Raw genomic sequence first — 12,634 nt, forward strand, 5'->3', positions numbered from 1 at the left:
GTGTGCAGGTGGGGCGGTTACGCGGAGGGTGAACACAAACTCCGTCGTTGGAGTCGACAATCGGCGGTGAGCAGGCAAGACTGTGCCGCGCCAGCTGGGGCCGCGGTCGGCGGCGCATGTGCCGCCGGCAGAACGGGAGTATCACTCGCGAGCGTGCGAGGGTCGTTGATGTGGCTCGCAACAAGGGTGGTGGAGAAGTTTCATCCGACGAACTACGGTCGTGGACGGAGTTGGCAGGGCCATTCATGCGACCCGCGCCAGCGCCTCTGCCAATTGCGAAGGGCTGAGTTCCCTGCTCGGGTCCGGACGATCAGAACTCGGGCCCCCCGTTCATTTGCCATGCCGCAGTACGAAGTTGATCCCGCGGCGTACACCAAACTGGTTGACCCAATTGACTTAACATTGCCGCATGGCAAAGGTGCGCAAGTTGGAACGCGGGACTCAAGACGTAAGACCGCACGGATCTGAGGTCGATTGCTACTTTCAGGTCGTGGAGAATGCAGACGGTACTCAGCTGCTTCACCTGAGTACGTTTGGCTCAGACAGTCGAGCATCGACGCCGAAGAGCAGTCAGTCGATCCAGATCGATGAAGAGATCGCATGCCAACTAGCTGCGCTTCTAGTAGAGACGTTCCCGCGAGTGCGGCCGGCAGCGCAAGGTGGTGTGGGCTAGGTGTTTCAAAAGTCGTGGACCCAAACGTAATTCTGGGTTGACCTGCGTTTCCGGTCTGTGTTCAGCCGCGAATGTTCGCGAATGGAAGGCGCCTATAGCGCGAAAGGCAGTGAGCATCTTCGTCTTGACTATCGCGGCGTCCGCGTCATCGGTGACTTGTTAGCCGACAAGCAGTTCATTGTGATCGGCAAGCTGCCAGACGTGACCGATCGGAATGTCTGCACCGAATTTGCGGAATCCGGCTAACCTCTTGCGCAGATGGCGCTTGCCTCAGCGCTGAGATTGGCCTTGCCTATGCACACATCCGTTCATCAGCCCCCCCAGTGCAGCCAACTCAGCGACCGAGACAAGTGGGGTCCTCGTCCTTGAAATGGTCCGCAGGTGACACCTCGAGAAAACTTGGGGCTTCGTCAACTCGGCCGCAACTACGTAGCGGCGCGAACGGCGCTCTGAACCGGGAGGAGCTCGCAAATTATGTGCCCAACTATTCATCAACCACGAACCGGACTGGGCCGGCCGCGGCCACGGCCGAGAAGGTCGTCGCTCTGCGGATAAATGAGCAGCGCGCTCCTGCCCACCGCCATCCCTCTCTACCCCCTTCGCCCCCTGCGACCATGTACCGATGACCGCAACACTCGTCGCGAAGAACGTTGCCGGCGGCTTCGCGCACCGCACCCTGTTCGAGGGCGTTGACCTGACCGTGGCGCCGGGCGACGTCGTCGGCGTCGTGGGTGCCAACGGCGCCGGCAAGAGCACCCTGTTGCGGATCCTGGCCGGCGATCTGGAGGCGCTCGACGGTGCGGTCAACGTCGCCCCGGCCGATGCGTTCGTCGGTTGGCTGCCGCAGGAACACGAGCGGGTCGAAGGGGAGACCGTCGGCGCCTATATCGCTCGTCGGACCGGCTGCGCACAGGCGGCGCAGGCCATGGACGCCGCGGCCGCCGCCTTAGCCGATCCGGATCAGGCTCCCGCGGGTACCGATCCGGCCGACGCCTACTCCATTGCGCTGGACCATTGGCTGGTCACCGGCGCGGCGGACCTCGAGGACCGGGTGCCGGCGGTGCTGGCCGACCTGGGCCTGGACTCCGAGGCGGTGCAGCCCGAGTCGACCCTGATGACCGGATTGTCGGGTGGGCAGGCCGCCCGGGTGGGTTTGGCGGCGCTGATGCTGTCGCGGTTCGACATCGTGCTGCTCGATGAGCCGACCAACGATCTTGACCTGGATGGGCTGGCCCGGCTGGAGCAGTTCGTCCGGGATCTGCGTGGCGGGGTGGTGCTGGTCAGCCACGATCGGGAGTTCTTGGCCCGCAGCGTCACTCGTGTCCTGGAATTGGATCTGGCGCAGAACACCACGACCGTGTTCGGCGGCGGATACGACAGCTATCTCGAGGAGCGAGAGATCAACCGCCGGCACCGGCGTGAGCAGTACGACGAGTTCGCCGAGAAGAAGGCCGACCTGGTCGCGCGGGCCCGCGTACAGCGGGAATGGTCCAGTCAGGGCGTCCGCAACGCCATCCGCAAGGCACCGGACAACGACAAGATCCGCCGGCGCGCCGCCACCGAGTCCAGCGAGAAGCAGGCGCAGAAGGTGCGCCAGATGGAGAGCCGGATCGCCCGCCTCGAGGAGGTCGTCGAACCCCGCAAGGAATGGACACTGCAGTTCACCATCGGGGCTGCGCCACGGTCCAGTTCGGTAGTCGCGACACTCGACAATGCGGTGGTGCGGCAAGGCGATTTCGTCCTCGGACCGGTGTCGCTACAGGTGGATGCCGGCGAGCGGATCGGCATCGTGGGCCCCAACGGGGCGGGAAAGTCGACGCTGCTGCGACTGCTGCTCGGCCGTCAGCAGCCCGACGCGGGCCGCGCAAGTCTGGGCACCAACGTCGCCATCGGTGAGATCGACCAGGCGCGCGCCGATTTCACCGGCCCCGCCCGTCTGGTCGATCGCTTCGAGCAGCGGGTGCCGGACTGGTCGACCGCCGACGTGCGAACCCTGCTGGCGAAGTTCGGGCTGACCGCCGACCATGTGGAGCGCACGGTCGACGACCTCTCGCCCGGGGAGCGCACCCGCGCCGGCCTGGCGCTGCTGCAGGCCTGCGGCACGAACGTGCTGGTCCTCGACGAACCGACCAACCATCTCGATCTGCCCGCCATCGAACAGCTTGAGCAGGCACTGGAGACCTACGACGGTGCGCTGTTGTTGGTGACCCACGACCGCCGGATGCTGCAGAACGTCCGGTTGGACCGCTCCTGGCGGGTCGAGGACGGGAGTGTCATCGAGTTGTAGGCGGAAGCGGTTATCCGAGGCGGCCGTGAGCCGGCCAACGATCGACGCGTCAGCCCGAGCCGTTGGGAAACAGCGGTTACGCCAGAGTCCAGAACGGCTCGTCCGCCGCAAGAAACCTCTACCGCATTCGAAGTATCGGTCACTCCGAGCCGTTGCCGGCTTGCGCGTCGATGACGGGTTGGATCAGCTCGGCGATGCGCTGCTGTCCGGCCGCGGTCATGTCGAACTTGGCGCGCATCTCGGCGAAGCCGGTGGCGACCTGTCCGAACGTTCCGTCGATCTGCGCGAACCGTTCGTCGACCCGTCGAAAACCGTCGACCAAATCCCGGCGCATGTCGACCATGTCCTGGCGCAACGCGTTGAAGCTCCCGATGGTGGCCCGCTGAAAGTCACGGATCTCACCGCGGATCTCACCCACGTCGCGATCAGCCCCACCGGCGAGCACCCGGGCCGCCGCGGCGTCGCGTTCGCTGGCGCTGACCCGGCCGCGCAACTCGCCCACCTGCACCTCCAGGGCGCTGACCCGTGACTCGAGATCCTTCGGCGGCATGGTGGCAGCGTACGCCGACGCGGCGGTCGAGAACGTCCGTCCATCCACAGCCGACGACCTCACCCAGACCGCAATCCACTCGGCCGGCCGCCACCGCGGAGCCCCGCGCCGCTGGGACCCCGCCGCCCCGGGTATCGCCGGCCCGTCACCAGCGCATAAGGGTCGAAGGTGACGCGGTATTGCAGCCCGTCACGGCTTGCTGGTGCGGGTCGCCGAGCTCCGCTGAATCCCGCCGACTTTCCGGTGAATAGGACGGGGCTGGCATTTTCCTTAGAGGTATGATGTGGTGTAGACCACGTTGGAAACATAGATGTGACGTACACCACAGGAGATGGGGCAATGACCACTTTTCTGAGCGGCTTGGCTGCCACCGCTGCCACCGCGACTGTCGGCGCCGGCATGATGGGTCATGCCACCCTGGCGTTGTGTGTCGGTCTGGTGTCGGCCGCCTTCTTCGCCGGCCAAATCTGCTGATTCACGCCGCGGGCGCGCTTCCTCGCGCGTGAGCCACCGGCACCCATAGGCCGCCGGGCGTACATTCCGACGCCCTGCCTTGGCGTGGGGCACCCGACAACTATCGTCGAGCGATGACACCCGAGGAGCGGCTGACCGCGCTCGAACAGATCGAGGCGATAAAAGCCCTCAAGCACCGCTATTTCCGGGCGTGTGACGCCAAAGACCCCGAAACCTTCCGGGCCTGCTTCATCAATCGTGGGGCCGATATTCATTACGGACCCCTGGGCGGGTTCGATGACGCCGATCAGATCGCCGCGGTATTCACCAAGATCGCGCTGCACAAAGTGGACGGCAAACCGGTGATCCTGGACATGCACCACGGCATGCACCCCGATATCGCCATCACCGGCCCCGGCACCGCCACCGGACGTTGGACGCTGAAGTTCCGGCAGCTCAACATGATTGAGCGCACCGAAAGACTGCTCACCGGCGAGTACGACGACGACTACGTGATCGAGGACGGCGCCTGGAAAATGGCCCGCAGCCACTTCCGCCAGCTCTGGGTGATCACCCGACCGCTCGGCGACGACACCATCGTGGAGGCCTGAGATGAGCACCCGAATCGCCTTGGTCACCGGTGCCAGCCGAAGCGTCGGCAAGGGAGTTGCGCTGGCGCTCGGCTCGCACGGCTGGACCGTCTACGTCACCGCTCGCGGCGAAGTCGGCGCAGACGGGCCACTGGATCAGACTGCGCGGGAAGTCACCGAACGCGGCGGGCGCGGCATCGGTGTGCAGTGCGACCACCGCGACGACGAGCAGATCGCCAAGCTGTTCGCCCGCATCGGCGATGAGTGCGGCGGCCGGTTGGATCTGCTGGTCAACAACGTGTGGGCCGCGCCCAAGGGGTTCGCCGGGTTCACCGAGAAGTTCTGGCAGCGCCCACTGTCGGACTGGGACACCCTGATCGGGGTGGGCCTGCGCGCCCACTACGTCGCCTCGGTGCATGCCGCGCAGCTGATGGTCCCGCGCGGCGCCGGCCTGATCGCCAACATCTCCTCGTTCGGGGCCCGCGGGCACCTGCACTCGGTGCTCTACGGCATGTCCAAGGCCGGGCTGGACAAGATGGCCGCGGACATGGCCGTCGAGCTGACCGGAACCGGGGTGAGCGCGGTGTCGCTGTGGCCCGGATTGGTGAAGAACGAAGTCATGCAGGGCTTCATGGCCCGTGGCCTGGACAACTTCCAGGGCTTCCCGCTGGCCAACGCCGAAACCCCGGAGTTCATCGGCCGCGTCGTCGCCGCCCTGGCGAATGACCCCGACCTAGCTGCCCGCAGCGGGCACACCCTGATCACCGCCGAGACCGCGCTCGACTACGGCGTCACCGACATCGAGGGAAACCAGCCGGACTCGCACCGCGAACTGTTCGGCGGCGGGCCGCTGTACTGACGGCGCCTACCAGTTGCTCGGCGCGTAATCCTTGAGGAAGCACCCGTACAGATCTTCGCCGGCTTCCCCGCGCACGATCGGGTCGTAGACCCGCGCGGCGCCGTCGACCAGATCCAACGGGGCGTGAAATCCCTCCTCGGCCAGTCGCAGCTTGGTGGGATGCGGGCGCTCATCGGTGATCCAGCCGGTGTCCACCGCGGTCATCAGGATGCGGTCGCTCTCCAGCATCTCGGCTGCGCTGGTGCGGGTCAGCATGTTCAGCGCGGCCTTGGCCATGTTGGTGTGCGGGTGGCCCGGGCCCTTGTAGCGGCGGCTGAACTGCCCCTCCATGGCCGAGACATTCACCACGTACTTACGGCGCGCGGTAGCCGCCGCCATGGCCGGGCGAAGCCGGCTCACCAGGATGAACGGCGCGGTCTGGTTGCACAGCTGCACCTCGAGCAGCTCCAGTGGGTCGATCTCGTGCACGTGCTGGGTCCAGCTGTTGACGGCGGCGGTGTCGGGTAGCAGCCCGCCCGCGTCGATCGCTGTGCCTGCGGCGATCCGCTCGGGGGACGCGCTGCGGGCGGTCAGGGCCAGTTCGGTCAGTGCGTGTGGCTGCTGGTGTTCGGCAAGGCTGCCGGCCAGGGCCGCCGGGTGGGCGTCGCTGACATGGTCGAAGGTGATCACGTCGACCAGCTCGCCTGCGGGGGTGCGCTCCGCCTCGACGAGGGCGGCATAGGAGCCGGGTGCGCGCCGCACCGTCTGCGCGGCGTTGTTGATCAGGATGTCCAACGGGCCCTGGGCAGCGACCGTGTCGGCCAGCGCGACGACCTGGGCCGGGTCGCGTAGGTCGATACCCACCACCTGCAGCCGGTCCAGCCAGTCGGCGCTGTCGGGCATCGCGGCGAACCGGCGCACGGCATCGTTGGGGAATCGGGTGGTGATGGTGGTGTGCGCACCGTCGCGCAGCAGCCGCAGCGCGATGTACATGCCGATCTTGGCTCGCCCGCCGGTGAGCAGGACCCGTCGTCCGGTGAGGTCGGTACGCGCATCACGTTTGGCCCGGCTCATCGCGGCGCAGTCCGGGCAGAGCTGGTGATAGAACGCGTCCACCTGCGTGTAGTGGGTCTTGCAGATGTAGCAGGCCCGCGAGCGCAGCAGCGTGCCCGCCGACGCCCCGACCGCGGCTGAGACCAGCGGAATGCCCTGCGTCTCGTCGTCGATGCGGCCCGGTGCCCCGGTGGCGGTGGCGGCGATGACGGCCTGGTCGGCGGCGGCCACCGCATCGCGTCGGGCGGTCCGGCGGGCCTTCTTGACCGCCTTGAACATGCGGGCGGTGGCCCGGCGCACGGCCACGGCGTCCGGGTGCTCCGGTGGCAGCGAGTCGATCTCGGCGAGCACCTGTAGGCAGGTGGCGAGCCTTTCCGGGTCGATGACGGTCACGCCTGGTAAGGGTACGGGCCCGTAACGACCGGCAAAAACACGACAGACCCGCGATTGGGGCCAAGGCCGTTCCACGCGGTCAGATCATCAGGTAATCTAAGCATCGCTCTACGCGCGGAACTCGGGTTCCGTATCGGTTGGCAGCATGGTTTCTTCGCCTGTAGTGGGCGTCGCGCGAGCCGGGTTGCCCCCGTCTCGATCTGATCGACCCGAACGACCGAGAGGCCTGCACCCGGTGTTCCGACTGATGAAGCGGTTCTGGATTCCGCTACTGCTGGTGGTTGTCGTGGCACTGGGCGGGTATGCCATTTCCCGGATTCGCGAATCTCTGGGCCACCAAGGCCCGAACCTGGCGGAAGGGTCCGCAATCACCGAGAACTTCAATCCGAAGCACATCACCTACGAGATCACCGGAACCGGTGGGACCGCGAACCTCAACTACCTCGACGAGAATGGGCAACCGAATCTCGTCGAGAACGCGTCGTTGCCATGGTCGTTCACGATCGTGACGACGCTGCCGTCGATGTCGGCCAACATCATGGCCCAGGGCGATCGCAACACCCGCGACCTTCGATGCCGGGTGACCGTCGACGACGAGGTGCGCGATGAGCGGGCCAGCGACGACACCATCAAACCGTTCATCTACTGCTTGGTGAAATCCGTATGAGCGAGCCGCAGACCCACCGCCCCTTCTTAGGCCGGATGGTCCGGGTCTTCTCGGTGCCGATCATCGGATTCTGGGTGCTCCTCGTGATCGTCCTGGGGGCGGTGATCCCCTCACTGGGCGAGGTCGCGGCCACCCGGTCGGTCCCGATCAGCCCTACCGGTGCGCCGTCGTACGCCGCGATGCTCAATATCGGCAAGGTATTTCAGCAGTACGATTCGGACTCCACCGCGATGGTCGTGCTCGAGAGCGACGAGCCGGTCGGGGAGGCCGCGCACAAGTTCTACGACGAGATCGTCGCCAAACTCGAGGCCGATCACGAGCACGTGCAGAACGTCCAGGACTTCTGGAGTGATCCGCTGACCGCGGCGGGTTCGCAGAGTGTGGACGGCAAGTCCGCCTATGTGCAGATCTTCCTCAATGGCTCGCAGGGCACCACCGAAAGCCATGAGTCGGTGGCGGCGGTGCGCGACATCGTTGCGTCGGTGACCCCGCCGCCGGGTATCAAGGCCCATGTCGCGGGCAACACGGTCCTCAATGCCGACACCAGTGTGGCCGGTCATCAAAGCATGCATCGGCTGGAGTTTGTATCCGTCGCCATCATCATCGTGATGCTGCTCGCCATCTACCGCTCGGTGGTGACGATGCTGATCTCGATGGTCGCCATCGGCCTGGGACTGTTTGCCGCAATGAGCGTTACGGCCGCAGCCGGCAACATGAACATCATCGGCCTGACCCCGTATGCGGTGAGCATGGTGACGATGTTGTCCATCGCCGCGATCACGGATTACCTGATCTTTCTACTCGGCCGATATCACGAAGAGAGAGCCAACGGCCTCGATCCCGAAGAGGCGTTCTATGTTTCCTACAGTGGCGTCTCGCACGTCATCCTGGGTTCGGGGTTGACCATCGTCGGCGCCTTGATGTGCCTGAGCATGACCACGCTGCCCTACTTTCAGACCATGGGGCCGCCCTGCGCGATCGCGATTCTGGTCGTCATCGCCGCCTCGCTGACCCTGGCCCCGGCGATACTCACCGTGGCATCGAAGTTCGGCCTGCTCGACCCCAAACAGAAACTCTCGACGCGGAACTGGCGCAAGGTCGGAACCATCACGGTCCGCTGGCCCATCCCGGTCATCTTGATGAGCAGCGCGCTTGCCGTCGTGGGCTTCATCAGCTTGCTGACGTACGTGCCGCAGTACAACGACCAGAAGTTCACTCCCGCCGACATGCCGGCCAACCTGGCCATGGCCGTCGCGGACCGGCATTTCTCCCAGGCCCGGATGAACCCCGAGCTGTTGATGCTCGAAACCGATCATGACCTGCGCACCCCCGCAGACATGCTGGTGATCGAGAAGGTCGCCAAGAGCGTCTTTCGCATGCGGGGCATCGATCGGGTGCAGACCATCACCCGCCCCCTGGGCGCACCGATCGAGCACAGCTCGATCCCATTCCTGCTCGGTGCGCAGAACGCCGGCACCCTGCAGGCCGCGAAGTTCAACAATGACAACTCGGCGCAGATGCTCGAACAGGCCGACGAGATGAGCAAGACCGTCGCCAACATGGAGCGCATGTACGCCATCACCAAGGAGATGACGGAAGTCACGCACAGCATGGTCGCCAGGACCCACGACATGGCGGACACCACCGATCAATTGCGTGACCACATCGCCGATTTCGACGATTTCTTCCGGGTGTTCCGCAACTACTTCTACTGGGAACCGCACTGCTTCGACATCCCGATCTGCAACTCACTGCGATCGATCTTCGACACCATGGACGGCATCGACGAACTCGACGAACAGATACAGAATCTCACCGTCGACATGGACCGTCTGGATAAGTTGCTGCCGCAGATGCTGCCGGTTCTGCAGAACACCATCGACTCGATGACGACGATGCGCGACTTCATGCTCGCGACCCACAGCACCATGGCCGGAACCCAGGCCCAGCAACAGGAATTGGCGAAGGGCGAGACGGAGATCGGCCTGTATTTCGATCAGGCCAAGAACGACGATTTCTTCTACATGCCGCCGGATGTGTTCGACAATCCCGACTTCAAGCGTGGCATCAAGATGTTCATGTCGCCCGATCACCAGTCGGTCCGGATGATCATCACCCACCAGGGCGACCCGGCCTCGGTGCAGGGCATCGCACATGTCCGGGACCTCAAAGACGTTGTCGCCGATGCCCTCAAGGGCACCCCGCTGGCCAGCGCGAAGGTCTCGCTCGCCGGTACCGCATCGCTGTACGCCGATATGCAGGACGGCGTCGTCATCGACCTGATGATCGTGCTGATCGCGTCGCTGATCCTGATCTTCGCGATCATGCTGATCATCACCCGCAGCGTGGTGGCCGCCCTGGTGATCGTCGGCACCGTGGCCGCATCCTTGGGTATCGCATGCGGATTGTCGGTCCTGCTCTGGCAGGACATCCTGGGCCTGGGCGTGCAGTGGATCGTGATCCCGTTGTCGATGGTGATCCTGTTGGCGGTGGGTTCGGACTACAACCTCCTGGTGGTCTCGCGCCTGCGGGAAGAGATAAACGCCGGGCTCAACACCGGCATCATCCGGGGTGTGGGGGCCACCGGTCGTGTCGTCACCGCGGCGGGCCTGGTGTTCGCCTTCACCATGATGGCGATGATCGTCAGTGACCTGCGCGTGGTCGGCCAGCTCGGTACGACCATCGGTATCGGCCTGATCATCGACACGTTGATCGTCCGGGCATTCATGACCCCATCGATCGCTGCGGCGCTGGGCCGCTGGTTCTGGTGGCCGCTCAACACTTTTGAGATCACCCGGCGGGGCCGCAGCGGACCCGAACCGCAGCCGGCCGAGGACAACACCGCGCCCATTCCGCAACCCACATCGTAAGTGTCGGGCGATGGCAGACACCGAATCGAAATTGCGCAGGCGCACCGACGGGCGACTCGATCGATCGCGTGATCCCGCGATCCTCGATGCCGCATTGGCCGCGTTGGCCGAGAACGGCTACGACGACACCAACATGAACGACATCGCGGCGCGCGCCGGTGTCGGCAAGGCCGCCATCTACCGCCGCTGGTCGTCGAAGGCTGCGCTGATCGCCGATGCGCTGGTGTACTGGCGGCCCGACCTGATGGATGACGACGTCGCCGACACCGGCAGCCTGGTCGGCGATCTCGACGCGTTGGTGGGGCGGATGGCGCGCACCGACGACGCGCTGATCCCCAACGACGTGGTGTTGCGGGTCGCGGTCGAGGCCGCCCATGATCCACACCTGGCCTCGGCGCTCGACGACATGCTTCTGCTCAAGGGCCGACGGGTGGTGACCACCATCCTGCAGCGGGCCGCCGACCGTGGCGAGGTGGCATCCGGGCGCGACTGGTCGCTGGTCGCCGATGTGCTGGCCGGGGTAGGTCTGATCCGGGTCATGAGTGGTCAGAGCTTCGATGCGAAGTTCGCCCGGCAGGTCATCGACACGCTGGTCCTGCCCGCTGTCCTGGCGGCGAGCGCCGATTAGTGATTCGCTCAAGGTCGCAAATACAATCGCTGGCGCAATGACCGAGATCTCCGCTGAAGCGGGCCGCCGCCGCACCTTCGCCGTGATCAGCCATCCCGATGCCGGCAAATCCACCTTGACCGAGGCCCTGGTGCTGCACGCCAAGGCCATCACCGAGGCCGGCGCGGTGCACGGCAAGTCTGGTCGTCGTGCCACGGTGTCGGACTGGATGGAGATGGAGAAAGCCCGAGGCATCTCCATCACGTCGACGGCCCTGCAGTTCCCGTACCGCACCCCCAAGGGGCAGGACTGCGTCATCAACCTGCTCGACACTCCCGGCCACGCCGACTTCTCCGAAGACACCTACCGGGTGCTGACAGCCGTCGACTCCGCGGTCATGCTCATCGACGCCGCGAAAGGCCTCGAGCCGCAGACCCTCAAGCTGTTCCAGGTGTGCCGTCATCGTCGGATCCCGATCATCACCGTGATCAACAAGTGGGACCGTCCCGGCCGGCACGCCCTGGAATTGATGGACGAGATCCACACCCGCATCGGGCTACGGCCCACCCCGCTGACCTGGCCGGTCGGCATCGCCGGAGAATTCGACGGGGTGCTCGATCGCCAGTCTGGAAACTTCATCCGGTTCACCCGTACCGCCGGCGGCGCCACCGCGGCACCCGAGGAGCACATCGCCGCGGCCGATGCGCATGCCGCGGCCGGTGCTGACTGGGATACCGCGGTCGAAGAGTGCGAGCTGCTGTCCGCCGACGGATCAGACTTCGACCGCGAGGCGTTCCTGGACTGCACGGCGACGCCGGTGCTGTTCACCTCGGCGGCATTGAACTTCGGGGTGAATCAGCTTCTCGACGTGCTTACCGAGTTGGCGCCGGCTCCCGGCGGGGCGCTCGACGTCGACGGCGGTCGGCGCGCCACCGACGCCCCGTTCAGCGCCTTCGTGTTCAAGGTGCAGGCCGGAATGGACTCGGCCCACCGCGATCGCATCGCTTTCGCGCGGGTGTATTCGGGCACCTTCGAACGTGGCGACGTCCTCACCCACGCCGCGAGCGGCAAGCCCTTTGTCACCAAGTACGCCCAGTCGGTGTTCGGCCAGCAGCGCTCCACCTTGGACACCGCCTGGCCCGGTGATGTGATCGGGTTGGCCAACGCTGCCGCGCTGCGTCCGGGCGACACGCTGTATTGCGATGTGCCCGTGCAGTACCCGCCGATCCCGAGCTTCTCGCCCGAGCATTTCTCGGTGGCACGCAACGTCGATCCCAGCAAGCACAAGCAGTTCCGTCGCGGCATCGAGCAGTTGGACCAAGAGGGCGTCGTGCAGGTGCTGGTCTCCGATCGCCGGGGAGAGCAGGCGCCGGTGCTGGCCGCGGTCGGACCGATGCAGTTCGAGGTGGCCGCACACCGCATGGCCAGCGAAATGGGCGCGCCGATCACGCTGGAGCCGCTGCCGTATCAGGTCGCGCGGATCGTGGACGCCGGCGACGTCGACTTCGTCAACAAACAGTCTTTGGCGGAAGTCTTGACCCGCACCGACGGCGTGCACCTGGTGTTGTTCTCCAACGCGTGGCGGCTGCAGGGTTTCCAACGCGATAACCCCGACGTGCAGCTGCGGTCCCTGGTGGCCGCGGAGGGGTAACC

Annotated in this window: 11 protein-coding genes; 9 read left to right on the forward strand and 2 right to left on the reverse strand. The window is 65.5% G+C overall.

All coding sequences use genetic code 11. From position 1 onward, the window contains the following. The first annotated feature begins 754 nt into the window (after positions 1-754). Together ACKY0W_RS03270 and ACKY0W_RS03275 are read left to right on the forward strand one after the other, a co-directional pair. Positions 755-919, forward strand: coding sequence for a hypothetical protein (locus tag ACKY0W_RS03270; protein WP_409436379.1), 165 nt, complete (start codon positions 755-757; stop codon positions 917-919). Positions 920-1,295: 376 nt separating this feature from the next. Beyond that, positions 1,296-2,960: an ABC-F family ATP-binding cassette domain-containing protein gene (locus ACKY0W_RS03275; RefSeq protein ID WP_409436380.1), complete on the forward strand. Its 1,665-nt coding sequence runs from the start codon at positions 1,296-1,298 to the stop codon at positions 2,958-2,960. A 139-nt stretch (positions 2,961-3,099) separates the two neighbouring features. Here the strand turns inward: ACKY0W_RS03275 and ACKY0W_RS03280 are convergent, their stop codons facing one another. Beyond that, entirely contained in the window at positions 3,100-3,510 is a 411-nt protein-coding gene (locus ACKY0W_RS03280) for a hypothetical protein (RefSeq protein ID WP_409436381.1), read from the reverse strand. Positions 3,511-3,849: 339 nt separating this feature from the next. Here ACKY0W_RS03280 and ACKY0W_RS03285 point away from each other — a divergent pair, with 339 nt between their 5' ends. From ACKY0W_RS03285 to ACKY0W_RS03295, 3 genes are all read left to right on the forward strand, one after another. After that, positions 3,850-3,984 (forward strand): hypothetical protein, encoded by a 135-nt coding sequence (locus ACKY0W_RS03285; RefSeq protein WP_268811455.1) that lies wholly within the window; start codon positions 3,850-3,852, stop codon positions 3,982-3,984. A gap of 113 nt (positions 3,985-4,097) precedes the next feature. Further along, on the forward strand, positions 4,098-4,574 hold the full coding sequence (locus ACKY0W_RS03290) for a nuclear transport factor 2 family protein (protein ID WP_409436382.1): 477 nt from the start codon (positions 4,098-4,100) through the stop codon (positions 4,572-4,574). 1 nt (position 4,575) lies between these two features. After that, on the forward strand, positions 4,576-5,412 hold the full coding sequence (locus ACKY0W_RS03295; protein ID WP_409436383.1) for an SDR family NAD(P)-dependent oxidoreductase: 837 nt from the start codon (positions 4,576-4,578) through the stop codon (positions 5,410-5,412). Positions 5,413-5,418: 6 nt separating this feature from the next. Here the strand turns inward: ACKY0W_RS03295 and ACKY0W_RS03300 are convergent, their stop codons facing one another. Continuing rightward, positions 5,419-6,837: an SDR family NAD(P)-dependent oxidoreductase gene (locus tag ACKY0W_RS03300; RefSeq protein WP_409436384.1), complete on the reverse strand. Its 1,419-nt coding sequence runs from the start codon at positions 6,835-6,837 to the stop codon at positions 5,419-5,421. Between the two features lie 235 nt (positions 6,838-7,072). Here ACKY0W_RS03300 and ACKY0W_RS03305 point away from each other — a divergent pair, with 235 nt between their 5' ends. Genes ACKY0W_RS03305 through ACKY0W_RS03320 form a run of 4 tightly spaced genes read left to right on the forward strand, consistent with a single transcriptional unit; the run spans position 7,073 to position 12,632 of the window. Further along, positions 7,073-7,504, forward strand: coding sequence for an MmpS family transport accessory protein (locus tag ACKY0W_RS03305; protein WP_406756327.1), 432 nt, complete (start codon positions 7,073-7,075; stop codon positions 7,502-7,504). Next, a complete protein-coding gene (locus tag ACKY0W_RS03310) occupies positions 7,501-10,374 on the forward strand; it encodes an RND family transporter (protein ID WP_409436385.1) in 2,874 nt (957 codons plus the stop codon). The genes ACKY0W_RS03305 and ACKY0W_RS03310 overlap by 4 nt, the downstream gene beginning before the upstream one ends. Before the next feature lie 10 nt (positions 10,375-10,384). Beyond that, positions 10,385-11,002 (forward strand): TetR/AcrR family transcriptional regulator, encoded by a 618-nt coding sequence (locus tag ACKY0W_RS03315; RefSeq protein WP_409436386.1) that lies wholly within the window; start codon positions 10,385-10,387, stop codon positions 11,000-11,002. Positions 11,003-11,039: 37 nt separating this feature from the next. After that, positions 11,040-12,632 carry a peptide chain release factor 3 gene (locus ACKY0W_RS03320; RefSeq protein WP_409436387.1) on the forward strand — a complete coding sequence of 531 codons (1,593 nt, stop codon included), beginning with the start codon at positions 11,040-11,042 and terminating at the stop codon, positions 12,630-12,632. The last annotated feature ends 2 nt before the right edge of the window (positions 12,633-12,634 follow it).

The organism is Mycobacterium sp. SMC-14, from assembly GCF_046250075.1.
Lineage (GTDB): Bacteria > Actinomycetota > Actinomycetes > Mycobacteriales > Mycobacteriaceae > Mycobacterium.

Bases quoted from the DNA above. Each gene is read 5' to 3' on its own strand.
- ACKY0W_RS03275 (WP_409436380.1), top strand. From the start codon at position 1,296: ATGACCGCAACACTCGTCGCGAAGAACGTTGCCGGCGGCTTCGCGCAC.
- ACKY0W_RS03320 (WP_409436387.1), top strand. From the start codon at position 11,040: ATGACCGAGATCTCCGCTGAAGCGGGCCGCCGCCGCACCTTCGCCGTG.
- ACKY0W_RS03285 (WP_268811455.1), top strand. From the start codon at position 3,850: ATGACCACTTTTCTGAGCGGCTTGGCTGCCACCGCTGCCACCGCGACT.
- ACKY0W_RS03290 (WP_409436382.1), top strand. From the start codon at position 4,098: ATGACACCCGAGGAGCGGCTGACCGCGCTCGAACAGATCGAGGCGATA.
- ACKY0W_RS03295 (WP_409436383.1), top strand. From the start codon at position 4,576: ATGAGCACCCGAATCGCCTTGGTCACCGGTGCCAGCCGAAGCGTCGGC.
- ACKY0W_RS03280 (WP_409436381.1), bottom strand. From the start codon at position 3,510: ATGCCGCCGAAGGATCTCGAGTCACGGGTCAGCGCCCTGGAGGTGCAG.
- ACKY0W_RS03315 (WP_409436386.1), top strand. From the start codon at position 10,385: ATGGCAGACACCGAATCGAAATTGCGCAGGCGCACCGACGGGCGACTC.
- ACKY0W_RS03310 (WP_409436385.1), top strand. From the start codon at position 7,501: ATGAGCGAGCCGCAGACCCACCGCCCCTTCTTAGGCCGGATGGTCCGG.
- ACKY0W_RS03270 (WP_409436379.1), top strand. From the start codon at position 755: ATGGAAGGCGCCTATAGCGCGAAAGGCAGTGAGCATCTTCGTCTTGAC.